Raw genomic sequence first — 23,756 nt, forward strand, 5'->3', positions numbered from 1 at the left:
TTCGCGCAAGCAGCCACCTCACCCTGCCCTCTCCCCGAGGGGAGAGGGGAACAGTGCCGCGAGAGAACCTGCCCATAAGGCGCCGACGCCGCCTCATTTCCCTTCTCCCCTCGGGGGTCCGAAGGACGGGTCGAGACCAGTGGCTCGACCCCGGGGTGGCGGCAGCCGGATGAGGGGGTCACCACCACAAACGAGCAAACCATGACCGCATCGCCCTTCGACCACCCCTTCCTCTCCGGCCTTGTCGGCGACGACGAAATCGCGCCTTATTTCTCCGCCGAGGCGGATATCCGGGCCATGCTCTCCTTCGAGGCGGCACTCGCCAAGGCCGAAGCCGCGCACGGCCTTATTCCCGGCGAGGCAGCAAGGAATATTGCCGAAGCCTGCGCCGATTTTTCTCCAGATCTTGCCAGCCTTCGCGCGGCAACGGCGAAAGACGGGGTCGTCGTCCCCGACCTTGTCAAGCAGCTGCGCGCCAAGGTCGGCGAGGAAGCGGGCAGAAACCTGCATCTCGGCGCCACCAGCCAGGACGTCATCGACACCAGCCTGATGATCCGCCTGAAGGCGGTGGTCTTCCTGTTTGCCGGCCGACTTTCCGCCATCCTCGCAGCGCTTGACGGGCTCGACCGGCAGTTCGGCCGCAACCGCCTGATGGGCCATACCCGCATGCAGGCGGCGATCGCCATCAGCGTCTCCGACCGTCTCAATGCCTGGCGCGCGCCGCTCGCGACCTATCGCGACCGCCTGACCGAGCAGAGCTTCCCCGTCCAGTTCGGCGGTGCTGCCGGCACGCTCGACAAGCTTGGGCCACAGGCCGCCGCCGTCCGCGCTTCGCTCGCCCAGGAGCTCGGCCTCACCGACATCAGGCAATGGCAGAGCGCGCGTCTGCCGATCGCCGATATCTCCGGCCTGTTCGCTTCGATTTCGGGCAGCCTCGGCAAGATGGGACAGGATATCGCGCTGCTTGCCGAGATGGGCGGCGAGATCGAAATTTCAGGCGGCGGCACCTCCTCGGCCATGGCGCACAAGCAGAACCCGGTTGCCGCGGAAGTCCTGGTCTCGCTCGCCCGCTTCAACGCCACTGCGCTCTCGGGTATCCACCAGTCTCTTGTCCATGAACAGGAGCGCTCCGGGGCGGCCTGGACGCTCGAGTGGCTGCTGCTGCCGCAGATGACCATGGCAACCGCCGCCAGCCTGCGGCTCGCCGGAGGACTGATAGGAAATATCAAGCGGCTTGGGACGGCTTGAGATCGCAGCTGCGGCCAGCACTGTGGCAAGCCGGGCGGCAGGGGTTCCAGCGCGAGAGCGGGCATTTGCTTTTTCGATCGCGCGCAACCATCTAATAGGCATGACTTGCGGAAAACGCCCTGCCCGCGCAGCCCATTTACCGAAAACCAACCATACTGGGTTGCTTTCCGAAGCGAAAGCCGATTGCTTAGGAGAATATACTTCTTCTTCCGCTACCGGTTAGGAGAATGAAAGGGGGCGCAGGCAAACTCGTGGAATTCTGCTGCTTCGCATCGGGATAAACTATGATTACGATGGCGATGCGGGAAGGCCGGTTTGAAAAACGATGACGACAGAACTGTTTCAGATAAAATTTTGGGGCGTCCGCGGCAGTATTCCCGTATCGGGCCCCGAGTTCGATCGCTACGGCGGTAACACTTCCTGCATCGAGATTCGCTGCGGAAAACATCGGTTGCTTTTCGACGCAGGTTCGGGCCTGCGCGAGGCGGGGCTGTCGCTGCTTGCCGACGGCGTCAGCGACGTGGACCTGTTCTTCAGCCACTGCCATTACGACCACATCATCGGCCTGCCCTTCTTCAAGGCGATCTATTATCCCTCAATCAACGTCAACATCTGGTCCGGGCACCTCGACGGCAAGATGAGCACGCGGGAAATGGTCGAGCAGTTCATCAGCCCGCCCTGGTTTCCGGTCAAGACCGACATCTGTCAGGCGACGATGAACTTCCGCGATTTCCATCCCGGTCAGGTTCTGACCCCGCATGAGGGCATCGAGATCAAGACGTTCACGCTGAACCATCCGGGCGGCGCCATCGGCTACCGCATCGAATGGCAGGGTCGGTCGATCGCTCTCATCTACGATATCGAGCATATTCCCGGCAGCTATGATCCGGTCTCCCTGGAGATGATGCAGGGCGCCGATCTCGTCGTCTACGATTGCACCTACAATGAAGACGAGATGCAGCGCTTCAAGGGTTTCGGCCATTCGACCTGGGAGCACGGCACCGAGCTGGCCAAAATGGCGGGCGCCAAGCGCTTCGCCCTGTTCCACCACGCCCCCTCCCGCACGGACGAACAACTGGCCGAAATGGAAGCACAGGCTGAGGCCGCCTTCCCCGGCGCCTTCGCCGCCCGCGACAATCAGACCGTGGTGATTTAGGGGTGCCGGCGCACGCAGGCGCCGGCCCGTTCGCAACTTGCTAACGGAACAGATGCCGGGTCCGACCGTTTCCCCGGCAGCGCAAGATCGATGAAACGGGGTATCAGCCATGACCGTGCTCTCCGGACAATGCCTTTGCGGGCAGGTGAAACTTTCTGTTCGTGGCGAACCGTTGCGCGTCGGCATTTGTCACTGTACCGACTGCCGAAAGGAAAGCGGTTCGGCCTTTACCTTTTACGGCGTCTGGCCCGCCGGCCAATTTGAACATTCCGGCGAAACCGGCGAATTCCACGGCCGGCGCTTCTGCACCGGATGCGGTTCGCGGCTGTTTTCCGCCGATGACCAGGAGGCGGAAATCAAGCTCGGCATCCTCTCGCAGGCGCCGACGCCGCTGGCGCCGCGCTACGAACTCTGGATCAAACGCCGCGAGGCATGGTTGCGGCCCGTGGAGGGCGCCGAGCAGTACCAGGAGGACCGAACGTGAATCTGGCCACGCTCGTCCGACATCACATCACCACCGTTGCAGGTATCGAGATTTTTTACCGTGAGGCCGGCCCGAAGGAGGCGCCGGTACTGTTGCTGCCGCACGGCTATCCTTGCTCGTCTTACGAGTTTCGTAATCTCATGCCGCGCCTTGCCGACCGCTGGCGGCTGATCGCCCCGGATTTCCCCGGCGCGGGCTACAGCGGCACACCCGACGATTTCGACTACAGCTTCGATGGTTATGCCGCCTGGCTGGAAGCGTTCATCGGCGCGCTCGATGTCGACCGTTTCGCCCTCTATCTCCACGATTTCGGCTCACCGATCGGAGCGCGGCTGGCAATCAGAAACCCGAGCCGCATCGTGGCACTGATCATCCAGAATGGCGATATTCCCTATGAGGATGCACTCGGCCCGAAATATGCCGATATCGAGGCGACGTGGGCGCTGCCGCGCGCGGAGATGAGGAAAGCGCTGGCGCAAGCGATCAGCGAGGAGACGTCCCGGGAGGAATTCCTCAACGACCTGCCGCCGCCCCTGGCCGACACAATCCCGCCGGATCTCTGGCGGCTGCACTGGTCGCTGATCACGCCGCGGCGCAAGGAAATCGCTATCGACCTGATCGCCGGATTAAAGGAGAACCGCGCCTGGTTCCCCGAGCACCGGAAGTATCTCAGAGAGTACCGGCCGCCGACCCTGATCGTCTGGGGGCCAAACGACCACTATATGCCGGAAAAGTCGGCACGCGCCTATCTCCGCGATCTGCCGGAGGCCGAACTGCATCTGCTCGACGGCGGGCATTGGCTGCTCGAGACGCATCTGAATGAGGTCACAGAACTGGTGCGGGACTTCCTCGGGCGCGTTCACGCAGCCTGATCTTGCAGGAGTTCTGGCGCCGACCACCAAGAGACGGCAGGGTGGTGGGCCGTCACCGCAAACAAGTCCGACAGGAAATCCCAGGCGGCCGCATCATGAACCAGATGGTGGCTGAGCACACCAATCGGCTCGCCATTGCCGGCAAACCGGTCGCGGAGTTCGGCAACCAGCTCGGCCACCAGTTCCTCCGCGCTGCGGCCGCCGCGCGTGCCGTGCCAGTCGATGATATCGACATGGGTGTTGAGAAGCGGGATCGGCCCGCCCTCTTTTGCCCGCCCATAAACCGAGAGCGCCGCAAAGCCGACTTCGGGCAATGCCGGGATGAGCCCGGCGTCGATCCGGTTCCACGGCGGCACCAGCACCGGCAGGAAGCGGGCGGGATGGAGCCGCTTCAGGCGCTGCAATCCTTCACGCAACTCGCTGAGCACCACCTCGGGCGGCCGTTCGCCGCCGAGTTCCTGCTTCTTGCGCTCAGGTCCGGCGTGATTGGTATGCGACCAGCCATGCACAGCGACAGCGACGCCGGCGTCCTCCGCCAGCCGCGCACCTAATGTCTCGCCGGTCCGGCCGGGAATGACGGCAAGCGTCAGTGGAATCCCGTTCCCGCCGCTCAGCGCCAACAGCTGCTCCAGATCGGGCGTCGGCTCGACGGCGTCGTCGTCGCGCAGCCAGAATCGCGCCACGCGGCCGGCGGCTCGCCAGCGGTCGAGCTCGCGCCGCAGCGGTTCCCAGCTCATGCCTTGGCTCATCATCTCACTCCTGTTCCTGCGCCTTGCGCAAAATCTCGTCCAGAACGCGGGCTGCCGTCGCAAGCGATCGCTCCTCGAGCACGAAGCGCCGCGCCGCCTGTCCCATCGCTTCGCGTTTTTGCCCGTCGCCGAGCAGGGCCGCAATGGCCCTGGCATAGGCGGCGACATCGCCCTCCGGTGTCAGCAGACCGGTGACGCCGGCCTCGACCACGGCGGGCACACCCGCCGTTTTCTGCGCCACGACAGGCAGGCCGGCGGCCTGGGCTTCTAGATAGGCTAGGCCATAGGCCTCGCCGCAGCCGGGCCAGACATAGATGCCGCCGCGCGCGAGCAGGCCGGCGATCTCGGTCTCGCTCCGCTCGCCCAGCCACTCGATGCGGCCGGCAAAGCCGGCAAACAGCGCCTCCACCTCCCGGCGTATCGGCCCGTCGCCGATGACCGAAACGGTCCATGGCCTGTTTTCGATCAGCCGCAATGCTTTTGCGAGCATCGCGTAGCTTTCCATCTTGTCGCCGGCCCGCATCATCGCGACCGTCATCAGCCGGCTGGGATCGGGCGCCGGACGCACCGCCTCGAACAGCGCCGAATCGATGAACGGCTTGAGAGCCGCAAGCCGCGCCTGCGGAAAGGCGGCTGATAGTCCGGCCCGATCACGCTCGGTGAAGCTGATATTGACCGCCGCCTGCATGACCGCCTCCCCCACGCGCTTCTGCCGGTCGGCCCAATCCGTCCGGTCGCGTTTTGCTGCATAGGAGGCTTCGGCGGTGACATAGGGAATAGCCAATTCGGCGGCGATTGCCGGCCCGAAGGGATCGGGCGATTTATAATAGGGATGATAGCAGAACCAGAGATCCGGCCGCGGCTCGGCTTGCCATTTCGCCCGTAACCGCGCCAATTCGGCCGAGATGGCGGGTGCGAGCGCCGCGGCCGCCTCCGGTGTCGGGGCATGAGTGCGGAATTCGGAAACGATCTCGACTTGATGCCCGGCAAGCTCCAATGCCCGGATCAGCAGCCGCGCCATCAGCCGGTCGCCCGAAGGCACCGGGTGGTTCGGCGATTTCATCGGCGCATAGAAGGCGACCCGCATGCGCATCCCTCGCATAGACACACTGTTTCCAATCGGCATTCACAAGCGAATTCATAACCAGATCAGGCACATGCAGCACGCGGTCGCGTTGAACCCTCCCATGGTGTGCGGCATCGTGACTGGCGGCGAAAAAATCCCTTATTGCCGCCCTCCCGAAAACTTGCGCATAAGCATATGCAATGTGATCGCAATGGAAGCAATTCCGCCTCTTTCCCCATCTCTATGGGCCTGCGATTGCATCGACAAGAACGGGAATGAATGACGACGGCCTCGGTCACAGGGATTTTTTCGGAGCGCTCGATCAGAAGGGCAAGGCTCGGTTCGGGGCTGGTTATTTTCGTCTTCGTTCTCTTGCATTTGTCGAACCATGCACTCGGACTCGTTTCGATCGCCGCGGCCGATAAGGCCCGCCATGTTTTCCTGGCAATCTGGCGCAATCCCGCCGGCACCGTCCTGTTTTACGGATCAGTCCTCGTCCATATGACCCTGGTGCTGCGCGCCATCTACATCAGGCGCAGCCTGGTCATGCCGAAGGGGGAAGCAGCCCAGATGGTGCTCGGCCTGCTGATCCCGCTGCTTCTGATCGATCACGTCATCGGCACCCGCATTGCCCATGAACTCTATGGCTATATCGACAATTACGAGACGATCGTCGGCATGTTATGGCTGCGGACTCCGGCGACGGGCCTGCGCCAGGCATTCGGCCTGACCGCGGTGTGGATCCACGGCTGCATCGGCATCCATTACTGGCTGCGTTACCGCCCCTGGTACGGCGGTTTCGCACCGCTGCTGCTGGCGCTGGCGATCCTCGTGCCGGTGCTGTCGCTGCTCGGTTTCGTCGAAATGGGCCGCACGCTTGCCGACCCCACCTATCAACTGACCTCCATCGAGCCTTACGCAACGACCGTGAATTCCCACTATGTCTCCGACCCCGAGATCCGCAGCCAGATCGCCATGGTTCGCGCCGGGCTCTATGGCGCCTTCTCGGCCTCGCTGATCATCGTCGTTGCCGCCCGCACACAGCGCAGGCTGAAGGAGCGTCTCGATCAGGTCGCGGTGCACTATCCGGGCGGCGAAGTGATCCGCGTGCCGCGTGGGTTCACGGTGCTGGAGGCGAGCCGGCTCGGCGGTCTGCCGCATTATTCGGTCTGCGGCGGCAAGGGCCAGTGCTCCACCTGCCGGGTACAGATTCTTGGTGATTACCAGAAGCTGCCGCCGCCCGACAAGCTGGAACAGACGACACTGAAACGCATCAATGCCGGCCCTGATGTCCGCCTCGCCTGCCAGCTTCGGCCGAATACCGATGTCTCGGTCGCGCCCCTTCTCGTGCCGGCCGTCGAGGCGGCTCTTCCGGCCAACAGCCAGGAGACGAGCCCCGGCCGTGAGCGTGAAATCGTCGTGCTCTTCGTCGATATCCGTCATTTCACCACGCTGACGGAAACGCGCCTGCCCTTCGACGTCGTCTTCCTGCTGAACCGCTATTTCGCCATCATCGGCAAGGCGGTGGAGCAGGCGGGCGGCCGGCTCGACAAATTCATCGGCGACGGCGCCATGGCGCTCTTCGGCCTCAACGCCGCGCCGGAGGAGGCCTGCCGCCAAGCGCTCGACGCGGCGGCGGCAATCAACATCGGGATCGACAAACTCGCCGCCGAACTGGCCGAAGAGCTGACGCTGCCGCTGCGGATCGCCGTCGGCATCCACACCGGCCCGGCCGTCATCGGCACGATGGGCTATGGCCGGGTGCGCAGCATGACGGCGATTGGAGATACGGTGAACGTCGCGAGCCGACTGGAAAGTGCGGCCAAGGAATTCGACGCGGCGATCGTCTTCTCCGAGCCGGTGGCCAGGCTTGCCGGCGCCGATCTTGACGACATCCAAAGCCGTGAAATCAGCGTGCGCGGCCGCGCCCTGCCCTTGAAAGTCTATGTCGTTCCGAGAGAGAAAGCGGCAGAACCGCTCAAAGGAAAAGCCTGATGCACGGCAAGCCCTGGCTCACCGCCAAATATTGGAGCCGCCGGTTGCGCAAGGCGCGCAATAGAGCGGCCTCGCGCTTCTTCGACACCCGCCTCGGCCGCCGGCTGCTGATCGAGAATATCGGCCCGCGCGTCGTCTCGATGACGGTCGATGCCGGTGATCATCTGATGACCTTCTCGCCTTCCGACTATATCGGCCGCAAGGTCTTCCGGAAGGGCCATTTCGAGCGCGACGCCGTCGACCGGTTGATCGCCATCCTGCGCGAGCGCGGCCTGCTCAGGAAGGACGCGACGCTGCTCGAGATCGGCGGCAATATTGGCACCCAGACGGTTTATTTCGCCTTGAGCGGCACCTATGCCAAGATCGTCAGCGTCGAGCCCGATCCGCGCAATTTCCCGCTGCTTGAACTCAACATCCGCCAAAACCGGCTGGAAGAGAAGGTCCGTCTCGTCAACTGCGCCGCCGGCGAGCACGCAGGCGAGATCGACTTTTTCCTGAACCTCAACAATCACGGCAAGAGCAGCGCCATCCGCCAGGGCTCTAGCGATAGGAAGGTCACCGTACCGGTGAAGCCGGTCTCCGAAATCCTCGCCGGGCTTTCGATCGACCCGGCCGCGATCGGGCTGGTGTGGATGGATATCGAAGGCTATGAGCCGGTCGCCTGCCGCTCGATGCAGCCGCTGCTTTCCCGCCGCGTGCCGCTTCATATGGAGTTCACGCCGCTGTTCTACGGGCGCGAGGGCACGAAGGCCTTCATAACGATGCTGTCGGGGTTCTACAAGGATTGTGTCGTGCTCTTCGAGGACCGCGAGGAAGAGATGAAGGTGCGGGATCTGCCTGGCGATATTGATCAGTACAACGTATTGTTTTTGCCCTAGGCTCTGCAGGACACGATTACTGGCGCCGTGCCGCGGACGTCCGTGTTGCCCCCCGGGGGCGTGAGCCCAGGAACGTCTTGTGCAAACCCGAAAAAAGCGGTTAGCTGCACAGTTGGGGGCACTTTTCAAGCACAGTCAGACGAGCTTCGGGCGTTAGATGCGCTGAGAGGTGTCCGCATTCGAGGGAAGTCTCGTGCGCTGGTCCAAACCGCTCAGAGTGCATCTCGGTGTCCTGGTCGTCGCATCGCTGCTTTGCACGTCGATGCCGATTATCTGGTTGGCGTTCAGGCAGGGAAGCAATGCTGCCGTGAGTGCCGGCGCGCAGCAGATGCGCGAGATGAGCCTGCGGCTGATCGAGGGATATCGCCACACGCTGGAGGGAGGCTACGAGGCGGTGGCGCTGGCATCCACCCTGCCGCAGCTCGTTTCGGCGCCGCCTCAGGATATCAAGGCGAAACAGGACCTCTTTCTCGAAGTTCTGCGAAATGTCCCCGAGGCAACGAGCATCTATACCGGATACCCTGACGGCTCGTACCTGCAGGTCATCAACGCTGGAAGGAGGGATGTCCGCCAGACCCTCGCGGCGCCTGACGAAGCGGCTTTCGCGATCAGAACGATCGCCGGGCGACAAAGCGCGAACGTCATATCGACGCTTGGCTTTCTCGACGGCAAGGCAAGACTGATCGGCGAACGGGATGTCGACGACGCGTCTTTCGATCCGCGGCAACGCCCGTGGTATCAATCGGTCGTTCAGGACGGCGCCCCGGTCTCCGTTGGCCCCTATGTCACCGGAACGCTCAAGGTGCCGACGCTGACGATCGCGGCGCCGATGAAGGACGATGGGCGGGTGGTCGTCGGCATCAACGTTCACCTGCAAACCATCGGCCGCCTGCTGGATACACAGAGCATTTCGCCGCATGCCCGAGCCTATGTCATCGACGGTAGCGGCAATCTCGTTGCTCATTCTGACCCTGACATCATGCGCAGGATCATCGCAATATGGTCGAGAACCTCAGGCGCCTTCGCCATAACGGCAAACGCTTTCGATACCAGTCTCGAAACGATTGTCCGGCTGCGGCAGGATCCTGCCTTCGCAAACGGCGGCCTGGCGCGGATCGAACTTGATGGTGCAAGCTATCTTGTCCAGATCGCCCCGGTCAGCGTGTCCGGCCTGTTCCGGGGAAGCACGGCCGCAATCGTCGTGCCGCTGGACGACCTCGTTGCCGAGGCCAACCGGCTGCTCGTGCGCAATCTCCTGATTGCCGGCATCCTGTTGATCGCGGGTGTTGCGGCATCGGTGGTCCTGTCGCGCATGGTCAGCCGCTCTCTATACAGCCTCGCTGACGAGGCGCGCATGATTGGCGATCTCGAGGTCAGCGAGAAGGCTCTGTCGCACTCCTGGATAACGGAAATCAACACATTGGCGAGCGCGCTCTCGGCAAGCCGTCACGCCATCGGCCAGTTTGCCCTCTATGTTCCGCGTGAAGTGGTCCGCCGCATCGTCAGCCCTGACGGGCGAACGGTCGTCAAGGCGAAGCGGCAGGACGTGACCGTGCTGTTTACCGATATCAGGGACTTCACGACCATATCGGAGCAGAATTCGCCCGAGGACGTGGTCGATACGCTGTCGGCCTATTTCGAGCTGCTGAACACCATTGCCGAGAGCCATGACGGCACGGTCGTCCAATATCTCGGCGACTCCATTTTCGTCATGTGGAATGCCCCTGTACCGGATGCCAGGCATGCCGAACACGGCTGCCGATGCGCGCTGGCGATGAAAGCGGCGATCGACGGCCTGAACGAAGAAAACAGCAGGACTGACCGTCCTGCGCTGATCACACGATTTGGCTTGCACACCGGCCCGGCGGTCGTCGGCAGTTTCGGCGCGATTTCGCGACAGCAGTACACGGCCATGGGCGATACGATCAACGTTGCTTCACGGCTGGAAGGGCTGAACAAGGAATTTGGGACGTCGATCCTGGTCAGTGCCGCCATCCATGACGCCGTTGGCGATCGCTTCGCGTTTCGGGCGCTGGGGCTGGTGCAAGTCAAGGGGCGGGCTGAGAAGATTGATCTGTGGGAGCTCGTTGGGGAGAGCGGCGAATAAAATGTGCCGCGATTTTTGGGGCTGAAGGTGATATCCGCAGCTCCGGGCAGGACATCACCGCCAACGGCCAGTTCGGAGTGCACGTCGTTTTGGTCGATGCCAACCGCGCCTGCTCGACCATGGTGGAAGCGGTCAACCTGCTTGCTTGGTGATCCGACATTGGCGAGTTGTCATTTTCTTTGTCATCTCCGCTAAACCTCGCCCCCCATCATTGCCACCACTTGGCTTTCTCAAGGATGACCTTCCGCTTCACCTTGTGGTTGGCGGGAACCTGGATCTTGATGACCTTGCTTTTATTTCCCTTTTTCACCTCAGCGCACACTGCCGCCACCGCCGGAAACAACGGGTCGTGAAGATCACTCATTCCAAGAGTGGCTGCAGCTTTTTCTGCCGATTCTGCCGTCATGTTAAAGCCGCATGCCGATTTCGTAAAACTGTGAAAATAGAATGCCGCTGTGGCTCTGCGATCGTCAGCCTGAGCATGACCCGCCGTTGCAAAAACAAGCGCGATAGCGCCTAGAATATGCAGCTTCATTATATTGCCCCCTAAGTTACAATCTCTGAGCGCACAACGACTTCGCACATTTCCAAAGGCAATTGGCTACAGCTCGAAATCACAATTCTTTCAGTGTTCGATCGACAGAAGGGCTATGACAGCCGCGGAATACTGGCATTCAATCGGGCGCGGCATGCGCGCCGTCGGTTAAGAGGTGACGATGCTCAAGATTCCGGCCTGCCCTGCGCATTCAGCCCCTTAAACAAGCCTCTTCGCCTCCGTCAGCGTATGCTCATGATACTTGTTCTCCCGCAGCGTTCCGAAAAGCTTTAGGCTCTCCAGATGCTCGCGCTGGGCGCGGTAGAAGTCATTGAGGAAAAGCAGTTCCTGGCCGGGCTTCACGGTGTCCCCATATCGGATCCGTCGGGTAATGGTTCGCACGATCTGTGCGAGTTCTTTATGGTTTGATGCCTTCATCGAGTCGCGAAGCACATCCTCCAGCGTCTGCAGCTCGTATTTGCCGTAGACATCGAGATGTTCCGGCTGGAAATCGAAGGCTGGCTGCGACGAAGCGGCGGCGGATGCGGACAAAGCCAGATCCACGAGCAGCACGGAGCGCGGCGTGTCGACGACCAGCGTGCCGGCAACGATATCGCCGAGCCGTTGCCGGCGTCGGTTTGCCAGCGGAACGACCACCACCACCAGAAGCCAGAGGCCTGCCAAAACGTTCTCCCAAGCCCCTTGGGTTTCCATGCCCGCCAGAAGGCCCATCGGGCCGAAGATCTCGACCTCCTTCATGAGGTTGCGTGCGGTCACCTGGTGCGGAGTGAGCCGCCGCCCGTCCATGTTGACGACGCGGATGCCGGTAATTCTTTTCCCAAGCGTCCGGCCGTTCCAGATGAGCTCGGACAGAATGTAATAAGGGGTCCGCAAGAAAAAGCCGAGCAAGGCGGCGAGCATCAGATCGGCGCTCGCCGGCAGAAACCCCGTGAAGATGATAACGACCGTGCAAATGAAGATGATGAGAGCCGTAAAGAGGATGTCGAGGAACTGCGCGCCGAAGCGAGTGCCGAGCGAGGCGATCGCGAAATTGATCGGCACGCCTTCCGGTGGAATGAACTGTTCCGCGCGTCTGCCGTTGACCACTGACCGATTCATCGCCTGGCCCCCCGCGTTTCGCTTTCGCGGCCGCTGAACAGCAGCCAGCTCACCCAGAAGACGCCCATCCCCCAGCCGATGGTGAGGCGCCATATCGGATCCTGGATCGTCTGGCGAAGAACCCCTTCGATGAAGGCTGCCACGACAAGCATCAGAGCCGCAAGGATCGCGAGTTTGACGGCATCATGCGCTTGGTGGCGCAAGGCTTCCCGGCGCGTTCGCATACCCGGAACGAGAACGGCAAGGCCGAGCCTTGCCCCGCCCGCACAGGCAATAGCGATTGCTGCAAGCTCGGTCACGCCGTGAATCGAAAGCCAGGCGAAAATGTCGTAACCAAGCCCCTTGCGGGAAAACATCGCAAAAAACGCGCCCAGCATGAGGCCATTGTAAAAGGTCAGGATGAAGCTCGGCACCGACATGAAAACGCCGAGCGCAAAGATGAAGACGACGATGGTGGTGTTGTGGGAAAATAGAAATGCGGAAAATGCCGCGAGCCTGTCGCTCGCATGCCGTTCATCGCCGTAAAGCGTCGAGCGGAGATAATCGATCGATGCTGCCGGAGTGCGCTGATCGGCCATGTCGGGCGGCACGAAGGTGTAGAACCAGCTCGGGTCGTGGGTAAAGAGCCTGTATCCGGCGGCGGCCCCGAGAATGAGAGCCAGGAAGCCGATGAACAGGGGCAATGCCGATCGGCGCACGGCCTGAGGAATGCCCTCGACCAACAAGCGGGTGATCAGCCCGCCGAGACTTTCCTGGGGCGCATAGACGACCAGATAGGCCCGGGCGCAGAGGCTCTCCAGATAGGCGATGAGGGCGCGATCGAGGGAAATGTCACGCGCCACGCTGAGCGAGTTCATCGCCTGCCTGTATCCGGCAGCGAGGTTGCGGACATCGTCGTAGCCGAGTGCGGCTGCGCCGCCCTTCTCCGCCCGCGTCACGAGGTCGTCCAGCTGACGCCAGTGCGCCTCTCGCTCCATGCGAAAGCGCGCCGAGCGCAGCAAGTCGGTCTGGATGGCGCCGACGGTTACCGACGCGCCCGTCTCTGTCCTGCCGTCGATACCAAGATCCATCATATCATCTCGCGGGATTTGATTTCGATGTAGCGCGCAATGAGATCCGAGGTCAGCGCCTCCGGCGTGCTGTCGAGGCAGAGTACGCCGAGACGAGCCAGCTTTTCCATGACAGTGCGCCTCTCCTGGAGGATCTGGCGCGCTGCCACTGAGCGGGCGACCGCGTCCAAGCTGATTTCCTCCGGTTCCGTCAGCTTTGCCAGCATCGGATCGCGCAAGGCGACATAGACGATGAAATGATGCCGGGCGAGGACCTGGATGTTTTCGATCATCAGCTCCGCCGTGATGCTGTCGACGAAATCGGAAAATATCACAATCAACGAACGCCGCTTCAGCCGTCCCGACAAATGCGTCAGTCCGAGCGTATGGTTGCTCTCCTGGGTTTCGTAGTGCAGCTCGGCGCACATCGTCTGAAGCCGCGGAAAGGCCGCTCTTCCGGGCAAGGCAGGCACGAACAGGCGCGGGCGGCTATCAAAGCTGTAGAAGCCCACGAGATCGCCGGCAAGCCCGGCCCCCCAGCACATCGCCAAGGCGGCATTGATGGCGCGATCGAGCTTGGTGAATCCGCCGAGCTGTTCGGCCATCAACCGTCCGGAATCGATGCACAAGATGATCTGATGGTTTCGTTCGGCCCGCATCTCGCGCACGACGAGATTGCGCATCCGGGCGGACCGCTTCCAGTCAATGCTGCGGGGGTCCATGCCGCTGGCAAACTCGCGCAGCTGATGGAATTCCGATCCTTCGCCGCGCAGCCGCAGATCCTTCTGGCCGGCTTCCAGCGGCAGGATCTGCGTCCTTATCGCTCCCGACAGGACCGGCGATATGTCAGGCAGGACGGCGATCTCCTTTTCCACCGGCATCTGCGCGATAATGTCGAGCAGCCTCAGCCGCGACGGCCATTTCAGCCATAGCACATGGATCGCATACCGTCCCCGTCGCGTCAGACGAAGATTTACCGCGGCCCTGAAATGGCTTTCTCCGGCGACGGACGCAGCACGCGCCAATCTGCCTTCGCCGACGGCAAGCTGGGGAGCACAATCGATCCGGATCTCGACATTCTCGGGCACCGCGTCCTTCTGCGGCCGGATCGCCACCGCAAATTGGGCGATGTGACCGACAAAACCTTGCGGCGGCAGATCGAATTCCACGCTCATCCGGCCTGATGAGGCCGACATCGCCAGATCGCCCGCCGTCAATGCCGCAAGCGCGACCCACAGCATCAGCAGCGGGTAACCCATATCGCGCCACCATACGCTGATGAAGACCGTCACCGCGGCCAAAATCAGAACGAGCGCGATCAGGTAACGGGATGGCCGCATTAACGAGGCGCATCCACGCGGTTCATGATGCTGCGCAGCACCTCGTCGGGGGTGCGGCCATCGATTTCAGCCGAAGGCGAAAGAACGATGCGATGGCGAAGCGCGGGCACCAGCAACGCCTGGATATCGTCGGGCAAGCCGTAATCCCGGCCCTCGAAGGCCGCCCGCACTCTGACCGCCGAGGCCAGGGCGTCGGCAGCGCGCGTGGATGCGCCGTAGAGAATATCGGGATCGGAGCGCGTGGCACGCACCAGGTCGACGACATAGGTCAGGATCGTCTCATCCAGATGGATGGCGTCGATCAGCGCCCGCCCCTCGGCAAGCGTTGCGCTGGTGACAAGCGGACGGATGCCGGCATTGCGCAAATCCGATTTCAGCGCCTGCTTGGCGTGCTTGGAGAGGATGGCGATCTCGGTGTCGCGGCCAGGGAAATCGACGACAAGCTTGAACAGGAAACGGTCAAGCTGTGCTTCGGGCAAGGGATAGGTGCCTTGCTGCTCGATCGGATTCTGCGTGGCAAGCACGAAGAAATCCGATCCCAGCAGATAATCGGTCCCGTCGATCGTCACCATCCGCTCGTTCATCGCCTGCAGCAGTGCGGATTGCGTCTTCGGCGGAGCGCGATTGATCTCGTCGGCCAGAAGGATGTCGGTAAAGACGGGGCCCTTGGTCAGGTGGAATTGATTGGTCTGAAAATTGAAGAGGTTGACGCCGAGCACATCGCCCGGCATCAGGTCGGGCGTGAACTGGATACGGCGATAATCCAGCGCCATGGCAGCGGAAACCGAGCGGGCCAGCAGGGTTTTGGCCGTGCCGGGAGGCCCTTCGACAAGGCAGTGCCCGCCGGCAAAAATCGAAATCAGGACGAGATCGATAATGGCGTCCTGTCCTTGCACCACCTTGCCGATTTCACCACGAACCGTTGCGATAAGATCGCGAAACTCACCTAGATCCAAACTCAAAGCTCCCTAGCAATTTTCTGAATGTCTCGAGATTGCGATGCAGATCCGAGCGCGTCATGACATGTCCGCGTTCGATCAGCGCCTCGGCAGCGGCGTGCAGGGCCTGTGCGGCTGCCTTGTCTTGACGCGCCAGGCGTTGGAACAACCGTGCGATGCCTGCCTGATTGCCGGCGCCGGAGCCGAAGAGCAATTGCGCCTTATCGGCGAGCAGATGCAGCACGAACTGTCCCGTCATCCGGCCGTCATTGCCGGAAAGCCGCAGGAGCCGCGCCGTGGCTTCGATCGCGGCGGTCTTCGACAATTCGATATTTTCGGAGGCTTCACGCAAGGGCGGCCCGAAGCGATAGGCGCCCCGCCAGAAGCAGATCGCCGCCACAACCAGCACAGTTCCCCAGATGGCCGACAGGGGATAGGCGAAAAAGCGCTTCAGATCGGCGGTGGAGCGCTCATAGGATTGCCCCTCGTCGACCGTTGCCTCGCTATCGAGAGGTTCGCCCGATGTATCGAGGTAGACCGGCCGCGTCTCGCCGGCGCCGCGGAGAAACTGGACCAATGCGACGGCAAAGGTGGCGTTACCGGCAAGCGCCAGTCCATGGTTGTTCAATAGGTCGGGATCCGACAGCAGATAGGCTTGATGATATTTCTCGCAATGGATGAGCAGCGCACCGGTCAGCGTGCCCGCAAGCTCCCTGCAGGAGGACGGCAGGCGGGCCAGATCGAATTTGTGCGCGATACAAGGCGATGCTGATTGGCTGGTCTTGCTTCAAGCGCGGGTGTGCCTCTTCAAATCCCTTCCCGCTGCGATTGAGACCCAAATCTGAATAACCGATCCTGTCGAGTTCGCCGCGGATATCGGCGAGATCGACCAGTCCCGCTACGCTGGCAAGACCATCGGTCGACACGCTGCCGCGCCATTTCGGCAAGACGATCAGCGTCGGCAGGGCATGTTGGTCTGCCGCCACAACGGGGTTTTCCGGGTCCAGACGGTCCGTTTCATCGTCTGATCGAGGTGTGACAGCCTCGCCCTGGCGTATCGAGAGGGGAACGATGCGCAGCGAGATTTTGGAACGCGCCTGGACAACATGAGGATCGGAACGGACGACCGGGATACCCTTGGTCTGCAGCCACAATTCCAGCCCCTTGTTGCCAAGAGGCGAACGGTCGTAATCGCTGCCCCGCGACACCGCAAAGACTGCCAGTGCAGCCAGCGCAAGCACCAGCCCCAGGATTAATACGGGGGCGAATTTACGCATGGGCCACTCTGCCTGCTGCAAGCAGATCGCGCCCGGTCGCAAGAAGGACGCCGAAATGGTTCTCCGCAACGGTACGGCCCCCGTAATGAACGAGTTCCACCGCCGTCAGGAAGCTTGCAAGCCGGTCGCGGCCGGGCATGGTTTTCGGCAAGCGGGCGAAGACGGCACGTTCCGTATCGGCGCGGGAAAGCCGTGTGTCCGTGATGTCGGCGGCGTGCAGCAGACAATGCCTGAGCAGCAGGACAAGCGCCTGCCTTCGATCCGCCATCGCCGCAATCCGCTGCAGGAAATCGCTTGGCTTTTCCTCAACCTCGTCGGCGCCGGTGCGCCAGTTTTGCGGCGCTTCCTGACGTTGCTTGATGTCCCGCGGAGCAGACGACAGCAGCACGCCGCCGTTTCCGAAACGCATCCACAGGCCGATTGCCGCTGCCAAGCCGACGAGGACGACGGCAATGGCCAGAGGGCCGCCGCTGATGACAGGTCCCCGCTGGAAAGATGGCGGCGCGCGTTGCAACGGCGGCTTGTCTTGAGACGATGTCGCACCCGATGCCGCTTTGGCCTGATCGGACGCATCGCCATAGACGAGCGTACAGCGCAGTCCGTTCTGCGAGCACTGTGAGGCATATTCCGTCCCGACTGCGCTGATAGGCTGATGACTATCGGCGGGCTGGCTGCCGCTGTCCTGCGCCCAGACGGGCGGAAATGAAGCCGAGGCGGCGAGGAACAGGGCCGCCAGCAGGCCGGCGTTGCGGGTGGTCATGCTCTAGGCAAAGACCTCTGCTCTTATTTCCGGACGCAGCGGATCCGCCCCGAACTTGTTCGGACCCTCGGTGCCCCGAAGCAGATTGATGATAAAAATCGCAGGAAGCGAAATAACACCGACAAACGGGATGATGCAGGAAAGGAGCAATCCGAGATACCACCAGCCGGAAATATTGCGGTCATGGAAGCGGCGAACCTGAAGGCATACCTGCGGCACGAACACTGCGATTGAGAGCAATCCACCAATCACCGAGAACGTATTTGATTGTTGTGAAAAGATGTTCCCGTTGATCAAACCGTTCGCAAGCAAAAGTGCGATCCCCAGCAGGAAATAGAACAGCTGGAACCACCAATATTCCAAGCGGGAGGCACTACCCGAAAGGGTTGCGTATTTCTGCGTCAGGACTGTCCGAACAGCTTCAGTAAACCCCATTTGAATTGCCCCCAATTCTGTTTGCCCCAAGCCCGCGATCCGCGGTCTCGCCATCGTCTTGCTTGATGGTCGTTGGATGAAACAGCTACAATTCAAACGCAGAAATTGCAATAAGTCGGCTCCATCAGCTCACTATTTTGAATAGCGATGATTAACGCGTTGAGATTTCCACGCGAAGACTACGAGGTGGACTTGAAAGTCCCTGATCTGCTTGAGAAACCGAAATATCGTGCCGTTTCTGCCCTAAGCAGGCGGCTGCATCACCAGCGACTGATGGCAATGCACGCCGGCGAGCACGCCGGAGGCGGAGGCGAGCGTGCCGCTGTGCATGGAGCTCGCGGCATCGCCGGCGGCGAAGACGCCTTTGACGCTGGTCTCCTTGTTTTCGCCGATGCGGATGACCGGTCCGAAGGCACCGTCGTCGAAGGCGCAGCCGAGCTGTTCGGCGATGGGGCTCGCCATCGCCGTTTTCGGCGCGACGAAGATGGCGTCGAGCGGAACGGTACGGCCATCGGCGAGACGCACCGCCTCGAGTTTCGGACTATCGCCCAACAGTTCCACGATCGGGCTGCGTTCGATGCGTACCCCACGGGCCGTCAGCCGCGCCAGCTGTTCTTCATCGGGCTCTAACAGAGCCTGGGTGAAGAAGGTCGTCGCACCCCAGTCGGGGATCATCATGGCTGAATGCGCCGAATGCGGATGGTTTGCGAGGACGCCGAGTTCGCCGCCGCTCACCTCATAACCGTGACAATAGGGGCAGTGCAGCGCCGAGCGTCCCCAGCGCTCGCTGAGACCGGGGATGTCAGGCAAAGTGTCGCTCACACCGGTTGCAAGAATCAGGCGGGCAGCGCGTTCTTCGCCGGCGCCTTCGACGGTGACGACGAATTCCTCACCCTCCTTCTCGGCGTGGACAACTTTGCCGTCGCGCAGGGTGATGTTCGGATAAAGCGAAAGCTGCCTCTTCCCCTCGCCCATGATCGCCGCCGGCGCCTGCCCGTCCTGGCCGAGAAAACCGTGCGAGGCCTGCGAAAACCGATTTCGCGGCGCGCCTGCGTCGACGAGCAGAACCCGCCGGCGCGCCCGGGTGAGCTGCATGGCTGCCGACAGGCCGGCAAAATTGCCGCCGATGACGATGACTTCGTAGGACATGCGATCACTCCTGGATATTGTCTGTCATGAATCAACATAAGTTACATGAAACATCGCCGTCAAGGCTCATGTCACTTGTCTTGTTACAAATTGCTTGCGATAATGCCGCGCTCGATCGACAGGATAGAACCATGCGCAACGACAGCCGCCTTTCCCGCATGCTGCACGTGCTGATCCACATGGATCGGCATGAACATGCGGCAACCTCCGAGGTGATTGCAAAGATGCTCAACACCAATCCCGTCGTCGTGCGCCGCACCATGGCCGGCCTTCGCGACCAGGGCTATCTGCGTTCGGAAAAAGGCCATGGCGGCGGCTGGACACTGGTGCGGCCCTTGTCCGAGATCACCCTGCTCGACGTCTACAACGCGCTTGGCGACCCCCACCTCTTCGCCATCGGCCCCGCCGATGATCAGCCCAAATGTCTGGTCGAGCAGGCGGTGAATAGTGCGCTGGCCGATGCGATGAAGGAGGCAGAAGCGCTGCTTCTGAGGCGGCTGGGCAGCGTGACGCTGGAGGAAATCGCGGCTGACTTCGAGACAAAACTGAAGGCGCGCTCGGCCGCGGCTTATTCCTGTGCCTCGTGAGCGGAAGCTCCTAGGGCTCAGCCGTCACGCCCCCTCACCGTCCACGAGGCGGTATCGCGATCGGGGTGCTGGTTGTTGCTTTCCCTGATCGCCGCAGCCCAGTCAGCGCCGTTGGTTTCGGTCGCGCCGGTATTTTCTATGTCCGTGATCGTGTCGAACCATGCCACCATGTTTTCGGTGCAGGTATTGGCATGCGGCGGGAAGGCGTTCGGATGGTCGAGCGAACCGATCATCAGGTTGGTCCGACCGTTTTCCAGGTGATGGAAGAACAATGGCGTGCCGCAATTGGCGCAGAAGCCGCGCTCGACTAGCTCCGAGCTCTTCCAGACGCTCGGCTTGCCACGTGTCCAGGTGAGCGCATCATCGGGCGCGGCGACGAGCGCAGCAAAGATGTTGCCGGAAGCCTTCTGGCACATGCGGCAATGGCAGAGATGCGAATTGTCGAACATGGCGGTTGCGTGGTAGCGCACGGCGCCGCACTGACAGCCGCCGCTGACTTCCATCTCGATGCGTTCCATTTTTCTCCTCCTTCAAAGACGGGTGGGGCTTCCTCTCCCCTCACATGCGCCGATACAGAAAATACCGCCCTTCCTTGATTCCCTCCGGCAGCGGCAGCTCCGTGAGCTCCGGATGCTCCAGCGGCAGGCCGCTGACGGCGATGCCGTTCGGGGCGAGCACGCCGGCTATCAGCTGTGGCAGCCAGGTCAGCGTCACCGCATCGATCTCGTCATGGCCGGTGCCGATATCGGCGTGGGCGAGGGCTGCGCCGATGCCGAGGAAGGCCTGACCGGAATCGCGGATGTTGCCGGTCACCATATCTTGCGGCTCTGGGGTCGAGGCGGAATAGGAGCGGACTTCCCAGTCGAAGGCGATGATGCGGCGGTCGGGGAATTTTTCGCGCAGGTGATCATAGGTGCGGCCGTTGCCGAGGCCGAACTCCAGCACCGAGCCTTCGATGTCCTCGACCAGATCGGTGATTGCGTTCAGAATGTCGCGTTGGGCCGTCAACCGGCGAATGAAGCTGTCGAGGCGGCTCATCGCAATCCGAATCCGTGATGAAAATCGTGAGCGCGTGCTAACACATGAAACCTTGTCAAGTCGATTGCCATAGATGGGAATTGGCGTTGCAGCAGCGATATGGGTCTGTGCTATGGTCAATGACATGACAACCGGGACCGACGAAGAATTCTTTGCGAGCGTGCCGCGCTTCAGCGCCTTCGAGGGCGTGACCGATGCCGGCAATTACCGGCCGCTGCCGGAGGGATGGGTGCTGGCGCTTGCCGATATCGTCGGTTCGACGCAGGCGATTGCCGGCGGTCGCTACAAGGACGTCAACATGGCCGGCGCCAGCGTCATTTCGGCGGTGCTGAATGCAGTCGGCAAGGGCGACTATCCCTTCGTCTTCGGCGGCGATGGCGCGCTGATCGCGCTGCCGGGTTCGCTGGAGAAGGCGGCGCGGGATGCACTCGCCGCCGTGCAGGTCTGGGTCGAGGAGGATCTCGGCCTGATGCTGCGCATCGCTATCGTGCCGGTCGCCGATACCCGCGCGGAGGGCCTCGACGTGCGCGTCGCGCGCTATTCCGCAAGCCCGCATGTCACCTATGCGATGTTCTGGGGCGGCGGCACAAGCTGGGCGGAACGACAGATGAAGCTCGGCCGTTACGGCGTCGAGCGCGCCGCGCCGGGCACGCGGCCGGATCTCACCGGCCTGTCCTGCCGCTGGAGCCCGATTGCGGCGGAGAATGGCGAGATCGTCTCGATCATCGCCGTGCCCGGCGAAGGCCGGCCGGGCGAAGAATTCCGCGATCTCGTCAACGGCATCGTCGCCATCACCGCTGAGCAGAACCGCGGCAGCCATCCGGTGCCGGCCGACGGCCCGAAATTCGCCTTCTCGCTGAAGGGCATCAATCGCGAGGCCAAGGCCACCGCGCCCGCGGGAAGACGGCTGTGGCAGAAGCTGATCATTTTCCTGCAGCTCGCCATCATCCTCGCGTGCTACAGGCTCGGCCTTCCACTCGGACGCTTTGATGCCCGCCGCTACAAGCGCGACGTCGCCGGCAATTCCGATTTCCGCAAGTTCGATGACGGGCTGAAGATGACTGTCGACGTCGACGCCGGCCGCTTGAAACGGATCGAGACGCTGCTGGAAGACGCGCGGGCCAAGGGCATCGCCCGCTACGGCCTGCATCGCCAGTCCTCGGCTTTGATGACCTGCTTCGTGCCGACGCCGATCTCGCGCGACCACATGCATTTCATCGACGGGGCGTCAGGGGGCTATGCGGTGGCCGCCAGCCGGATGACCGGCAAATCGCTTTCGGCCGTTTCCGTCACGCCTTGATGACGTGATCGGCCGAGAGGCCGAGCCGGTCGAAGACATTGCGGGTATCGACGATCAGCGCAGCAGTTTTGGCGAGCGCCGCATAATCGATCCTGTCATGGTCGGTTGCGACCAGCACGGCATCGTATCCGCTCAAGGTCTCCGGCGTCAGCGCGACCGATCTGCGGCCTTTCAGGGCCTGGTATTCGCGCGTCGGCGGGATTTCGGCGACGAAGGGATCGTGGTAGTCGGCGCGGCCGCCGCGCTCCTCGATGATTTCAATCAGCCGCAGCGATGGGCTCTCTCTGATATCGGCGACGTTCTTCTTATAGGCGAGGCCCAGCACCAGCACACGGCTGCGGCTCAGCGCCTTGCCGGCGCGCATGTCGAGCGCTTCGGCCAGTTTGCCGACGACATAGCGCGGCATCGCCGAATTGATCTCGCCGGCAAGCTCGATGAAGCGGGTCGGCAACTCGTATTCGCGCGATTTCCAGGTGAGGTAGAAGGGATCGATTGGGATGCAATGGCCGCCGAGGCCGGGGCCGGGATAGAAGGGCATATAGCCGAAGGGCTTGGTCTTGGCCGCCTCGATCACTTCCCAGACGTCGATGCCCATGGCCGCATAGACGGTCTTCAACTCGTTGACGAGGGCGATGTTGACCGAACGGAAGATGTTTTCGGTGAGCTTGACCGCTTCGGCCGTCGCATTCGAGGAAACCGGGACGACGGTCGAAACCGCAGCGCCGTAAAAGGCCTTCATCAGAGCCAACGCCTCGGGCCCGTCGCCAGCGACGACCTTCGGGATGGTCGCGGTGTGATAATGCTGATTGCCGGGGTCCTCGCGCTCCGGCGAGAAGCCGACGAAGAAGTCCGCGCCGGATTTCAGCCCGGTGCCTTCGAGAATGACCTTGACGATATCGTCCGTCGTGCCGGGATAGGTGGTCGATTCCAGCGCGACGAGCTGGCCGGGACGCAGGTGCTCAGCGATCGAGCGCGAGGTCGCCTCGACAAAGGAAAGATCGGGGTCGCGATGTTTGGTCAGCGGCGTCGGCACGCAGATGATGATGACATCGCATTCGCCAAGGCCTGCGAAATCCGTGGTCGCCTCGAACCGCCCCGCCTCGATCTCGGCTGCGAGCGCCTCGTTGCTGACGGCGTCGATGTAGGAGCGGCGGGCATCGAGCGCCACCATCTTTGAGGGATCGATGTCGAAGCCGGTGACCGCAAAACCGCTACGCGCTACCGCAATCGCCAGCGGCAGGCCGACATAACCGAGCCCGATAATGCCGGCACGCGCCGCGCGGGTTTCGATCTTCTGCTGAAGCGTGTCGAAGGTGGAGGTTGCCAAGACGGGATCTTTCAAAACGTAACACGGGAAGCTGATCTAATGCATGATGGCGGGGAATTAAACCCGGAGGTTCTTCCCGGCGATAATGCCGTCCGGTTGGTGGCAAAAGCTGCCCCTCTAACCCTCTCCCCGCTCGCGGGGCGAGGGGACGCGCCCTGCGAGAAGTTGGTGAGGGACGGAGGGGCCGCGGCATATCCCCTTCTCCCCGCGTGCGGGGGTCCGAAGGACGGGTCGAGACCCGTGGCTCGACCCCGGTCGGTGCCGGCAGGCGGATGAGGGGCGGGCCTCGCCGATCTCCCAAGCGGATGTCACATGACTTCGATGGCTAGACCCCGTAGGGTGTGGCC

At 62.1% G+C, this 23,756-nt stretch carries 22 protein-coding genes and 1 pseudogene; 9 read left to right on the forward strand and 14 right to left on the reverse strand.

The annotated features are described in order from the left end of the window. Positions 1-201: 201 nt before the first annotated feature. The 4 genes from ACQ7C1_RS18190 to ACQ7C1_RS18205 all read left to right on the forward strand — a co-directional run bounded on the left by ACQ7C1_RS18190 (position 202) and on the right by ACQ7C1_RS18205 (position 3,760). The gene (locus ACQ7C1_RS18190) at positions 202-1,248 is read left to right on the forward strand and encodes a 3-carboxy-cis,cis-muconate cycloisomerase (protein ID WP_430959296.1); all 1,047 of its coding nucleotides are present in this window, start codon (positions 202-204) and stop codon (positions 1,246-1,248) included. A gap of 325 nt (positions 1,249-1,573) precedes the next feature. Continuing rightward, the gene (locus ACQ7C1_RS18195) at positions 1,574-2,404 is read left to right on the forward strand and encodes an MBL fold metallo-hydrolase (protein ID WP_430959297.1); all 831 of its coding nucleotides are present in this window, start codon (positions 1,574-1,576) and stop codon (positions 2,402-2,404) included. 109 nt (positions 2,405-2,513) lie between these two features. Then, positions 2,514-2,888, forward strand: a complete 375-nt coding sequence (locus ACQ7C1_RS18200) for a GFA family protein (protein ID WP_085780906.1) — start codon at positions 2,514-2,516, stop codon at positions 2,886-2,888. Beyond that, complete coding sequence (locus ACQ7C1_RS18205; RefSeq protein ID WP_430959298.1) at positions 2,837-3,760, forward strand: alpha/beta fold hydrolase; 924 nt, start codon at positions 2,837-2,839, stop codon at positions 3,758-3,760. Before ACQ7C1_RS18200 ends, ACQ7C1_RS18205 begins: the two co-directional genes overlap by 52 nt. Here the strand turns inward: ACQ7C1_RS18205 and ACQ7C1_RS18210 are convergent. Together ACQ7C1_RS18210 and ACQ7C1_RS18215 are read right to left on the reverse strand one after the other, a co-directional pair. Further along, positions 3,748-4,509 carry a polysaccharide deacetylase family protein gene (locus ACQ7C1_RS18210; RefSeq protein ID WP_097598944.1) on the reverse strand — a complete coding sequence of 254 codons (762 nt, stop codon included), beginning with the start codon at positions 4,507-4,509 and terminating at the stop codon, positions 3,748-3,750. The genes ACQ7C1_RS18205 and ACQ7C1_RS18210 overlap by 13 nt on opposite strands. A gap of 4 nt (positions 4,510-4,513) precedes the next feature. Continuing rightward, positions 4,514-5,596, reverse strand: a complete 1,083-nt coding sequence (locus ACQ7C1_RS18215) for a glycosyltransferase family 4 protein (protein WP_430959299.1) — start codon at positions 5,594-5,596, stop codon at positions 4,514-4,516. Between the two features lie 258 nt (positions 5,597-5,854). On the opposite strand from ACQ7C1_RS18215, the gene ACQ7C1_RS18220 reads away from it, so the two are divergent. The 3 genes from ACQ7C1_RS18220 (at position 5,855) to ACQ7C1_RS18230 (ending at position 10,555) form a co-directional block, all read left to right on the forward strand. Beyond that, positions 5,855-7,570 carry an adenylate/guanylate cyclase domain-containing protein gene (locus ACQ7C1_RS18220; RefSeq protein WP_430959300.1) on the forward strand — a complete coding sequence of 572 codons (1,716 nt, stop codon included), beginning with the start codon at positions 5,855-5,857 and terminating at the stop codon, positions 7,568-7,570. Further along, the gene (locus ACQ7C1_RS18225) at positions 7,570-8,448 is read left to right on the forward strand and encodes an FkbM family methyltransferase (protein ID WP_430959301.1); all 879 of its coding nucleotides are present in this window, start codon (positions 7,570-7,572) and stop codon (positions 8,446-8,448) included. Before ACQ7C1_RS18220 ends, ACQ7C1_RS18225 begins: the two co-directional genes overlap by 1 nt. Before the next feature lie 193 nt (positions 8,449-8,641). Next, positions 8,642-10,555 carry an adenylate/guanylate cyclase domain-containing protein gene (locus ACQ7C1_RS18230; protein ID WP_430959302.1) on the forward strand — a complete coding sequence of 638 codons (1,914 nt, stop codon included), beginning with the start codon at positions 8,642-8,644 and terminating at the stop codon, positions 10,553-10,555. 208 nt (positions 10,556-10,763) lie between these two features. Here ACQ7C1_RS18230 and ACQ7C1_RS18235 read toward each other — a convergent pair whose 3' ends face one another. The 9 genes and pseudogenes from ACQ7C1_RS18235 to ACQ7C1_RS18275 all read right to left on the reverse strand — a co-directional run bounded on the left by ACQ7C1_RS18235 (position 10,764) and on the right by ACQ7C1_RS18275 (position 19,157). Further along, a complete protein-coding gene (locus tag ACQ7C1_RS18235; protein ID WP_430959303.1) occupies positions 10,764-11,090 on the reverse strand; it encodes a hypothetical protein in 327 nt (108 codons plus the stop codon). Between the two features lie 219 nt (positions 11,091-11,309). After that, positions 11,310-12,209, reverse strand: a complete 900-nt coding sequence (locus tag ACQ7C1_RS18240; protein ID WP_430959304.1) for an RDD family protein — start codon at positions 12,207-12,209, stop codon at positions 11,310-11,312. Beyond that, positions 12,206-13,279, reverse strand: a complete 1,074-nt coding sequence (locus tag ACQ7C1_RS18245) for a stage II sporulation protein M (protein WP_430959330.1) — start codon at positions 13,277-13,279, stop codon at positions 12,206-12,208. The genes ACQ7C1_RS18240 and ACQ7C1_RS18245 overlap by 4 nt, the downstream gene beginning before the upstream one ends. Beyond that, positions 13,279-14,598 carry a DUF58 domain-containing protein gene (locus tag ACQ7C1_RS18250; RefSeq protein ID WP_430959305.1) on the reverse strand — a complete coding sequence of 440 codons (1,320 nt, stop codon included), beginning with the start codon at positions 14,596-14,598 and terminating at the stop codon, positions 13,279-13,281. The genes ACQ7C1_RS18245 and ACQ7C1_RS18250 overlap by 1 nt, the downstream gene beginning before the upstream one ends. After that, complete coding sequence (locus tag ACQ7C1_RS18255; protein WP_430959306.1) at positions 14,598-15,554, reverse strand: AAA family ATPase; 957 nt, start codon at positions 15,552-15,554, stop codon at positions 14,598-14,600. The genes ACQ7C1_RS18250 and ACQ7C1_RS18255 overlap by 1 nt, the downstream gene beginning before the upstream one ends. Then, positions 15,541-16,813, reverse strand: a pseudogene (locus ACQ7C1_RS18260) (hypothetical protein). Before ACQ7C1_RS18260 ends, ACQ7C1_RS18255 begins: the two are co-directional and overlap by 14 nt. Then, positions 16,806-17,573 carry a hypothetical protein gene (locus ACQ7C1_RS18265; RefSeq protein WP_430959307.1) on the reverse strand — a complete coding sequence of 256 codons (768 nt, stop codon included), beginning with the start codon at positions 17,571-17,573 and terminating at the stop codon, positions 16,806-16,808. Before ACQ7C1_RS18265 ends, ACQ7C1_RS18260 begins: the two are co-directional and overlap by 8 nt. 3 nt (positions 17,574-17,576) lie before the next feature. Further along, on the reverse strand, positions 17,577-18,008 hold the full coding sequence (locus ACQ7C1_RS18270; RefSeq protein WP_430959331.1) for a DUF805 domain-containing protein: 432 nt from the start codon (positions 18,006-18,008) through the stop codon (positions 17,577-17,579). A gap of 243 nt (positions 18,009-18,251) precedes the next feature. Further along, a complete protein-coding gene (locus tag ACQ7C1_RS18275) occupies positions 18,252-19,157 on the reverse strand; it encodes an NAD(P)/FAD-dependent oxidoreductase (protein WP_430959308.1) in 906 nt (301 codons plus the stop codon). A 131-nt stretch (positions 19,158-19,288) separates the two neighbouring features. On the opposite strand from ACQ7C1_RS18275, the gene ACQ7C1_RS18280 reads away from it, so the two are divergent. After that, complete coding sequence (locus tag ACQ7C1_RS18280; protein ID WP_430959309.1) at positions 19,289-19,744, forward strand: Rrf2 family transcriptional regulator; 456 nt, start codon at positions 19,289-19,291, stop codon at positions 19,742-19,744. 17 nt (positions 19,745-19,761) lie between these two features. Here ACQ7C1_RS18280 and ACQ7C1_RS18285 read toward each other — a convergent pair whose 3' ends face one another. Further along, positions 19,762-20,262: a GFA family protein gene (locus tag ACQ7C1_RS18285; RefSeq protein WP_183704481.1), complete on the reverse strand. Its 501-nt coding sequence runs from the start codon at positions 20,260-20,262 to the stop codon at positions 19,762-19,764. Between the two features lie 40 nt (positions 20,263-20,302). Next, positions 20,303-20,782, reverse strand: coding sequence for a class I SAM-dependent methyltransferase (locus ACQ7C1_RS18290; protein WP_430959310.1), 480 nt, complete (start codon positions 20,780-20,782; stop codon positions 20,303-20,305). A 124-nt stretch (positions 20,783-20,906) separates the two neighbouring features. On the opposite strand from ACQ7C1_RS18290, the gene ACQ7C1_RS18295 reads away from it, so the two are divergent. After that, positions 20,907-22,082, forward strand: a complete 1,176-nt coding sequence (locus ACQ7C1_RS18295) for a DUF3095 domain-containing protein (RefSeq protein WP_097598942.1) — start codon at positions 20,907-20,909, stop codon at positions 22,080-22,082. On the opposite strand, the gene ACQ7C1_RS18300 is transcribed toward ACQ7C1_RS18295, so the two are convergent. Next, the gene (locus ACQ7C1_RS18300; RefSeq protein ID WP_430959311.1) at positions 22,072-23,409 is read right to left on the reverse strand and encodes a nucleotide sugar dehydrogenase; all 1,338 of its coding nucleotides are present in this window, start codon (positions 23,407-23,409) and stop codon (positions 22,072-22,074) included. The genes ACQ7C1_RS18295 and ACQ7C1_RS18300 overlap by 11 nt on opposite strands. Between the last annotated feature and the right edge of the window lie 347 nt (positions 23,410-23,756).

Origin of the sequence: Rhizobium sp. Nf11,1 (genome assembly GCF_050587665.1) — a bacterium.
In the GTDB taxonomy this organism is placed as follows: Bacteria; Pseudomonadota; Alphaproteobacteria; order Rhizobiales; family Rhizobiaceae; genus Rhizobium.

Bases quoted from the DNA above. Each gene is read 5' to 3' on its own strand.
- ACQ7C1_RS18190 (WP_430959296.1), top strand. From the start codon at position 202: ATGACCGCATCGCCCTTCGACCACCCCTTCCTCTCCGGCCTTGTCGGC.
- ACQ7C1_RS18195 (WP_430959297.1), top strand. From the start codon at position 1,574: ATGACGACAGAACTGTTTCAGATAAAATTTTGGGGCGTCCGCGGCAGT.
- ACQ7C1_RS18200 (WP_085780906.1), top strand. From the start codon at position 2,514: ATGACCGTGCTCTCCGGACAATGCCTTTGCGGGCAGGTGAAACTTTCT.
- ACQ7C1_RS18205 (WP_430959298.1), top strand. From the start codon at position 2,837: ATGGTTGCGGCCCGTGGAGGGCGCCGAGCAGTACCAGGAGGACCGAAC.
- ACQ7C1_RS18210 (WP_097598944.1), bottom strand. From the start codon at position 4,509: ATGAGCCAAGGCATGAGCTGGGAACCGCTGCGGCGCGAGCTCGACCGC.
- ACQ7C1_RS18215 (WP_430959299.1), bottom strand. From the start codon at position 5,596: ATGCGGGTCGCCTTCTATGCGCCGATGAAATCGCCGAACCACCCGGTG.
- ACQ7C1_RS18220 (WP_430959300.1), top strand. From the start codon at position 5,855: ATGACGACGGCCTCGGTCACAGGGATTTTTTCGGAGCGCTCGATCAGA.
- ACQ7C1_RS18225 (WP_430959301.1), top strand. From the start codon at position 7,570: ATGCACGGCAAGCCCTGGCTCACCGCCAAATATTGGAGCCGCCGGTTG.
- ACQ7C1_RS18235 (WP_430959303.1), bottom strand. From the start codon at position 11,090: ATGAAGCTGCATATTCTAGGCGCTATCGCGCTTGTTTTTGCAACGGCG.
- ACQ7C1_RS18240 (WP_430959304.1), bottom strand. From the start codon at position 12,209: ATGAATCGGTCAGTGGTCAACGGCAGACGCGCGGAACAGTTCATTCCA.
- ACQ7C1_RS18245 (WP_430959330.1), bottom strand. From the start codon at position 13,279: ATGGATCTTGGTATCGACGGCAGGACAGAGACGGGCGCGTCGGTAACC.
- ACQ7C1_RS18250 (WP_430959305.1), bottom strand. From the start codon at position 14,598: ATGCGGCCATCCCGTTACCTGATCGCGCTCGTTCTGATTTTGGCCGCG.
- ACQ7C1_RS18265 (WP_430959307.1), bottom strand. From the start codon at position 17,573: ATGACCACCCGCAACGCCGGCCTGCTGGCGGCCCTGTTCCTCGCCGCC.
- ACQ7C1_RS18270 (WP_430959331.1), bottom strand. From the start codon at position 18,008: ATGGGGTTTACTGAAGCTGTTCGGACAGTCCTGACGCAGAAATACGCA.
- ACQ7C1_RS18275 (WP_430959308.1), bottom strand. From the start codon at position 19,157: ATGTCCTACGAAGTCATCGTCATCGGCGGCAATTTTGCCGGCCTGTCG.
- ACQ7C1_RS18280 (WP_430959309.1), top strand. From the start codon at position 19,289: ATGCGCAACGACAGCCGCCTTTCCCGCATGCTGCACGTGCTGATCCAC.
- ACQ7C1_RS18285 (WP_183704481.1), bottom strand. From the start codon at position 20,262: ATGGAACGCATCGAGATGGAAGTCAGCGGCGGCTGTCAGTGCGGCGCC.
- ACQ7C1_RS18290 (WP_430959310.1), bottom strand. From the start codon at position 20,782: ATGAGCCGCCTCGACAGCTTCATTCGCCGGTTGACGGCCCAACGCGAC.
- ACQ7C1_RS18295 (WP_097598942.1), top strand. From the start codon at position 20,907: ATGACAACCGGGACCGACGAAGAATTCTTTGCGAGCGTGCCGCGCTTC.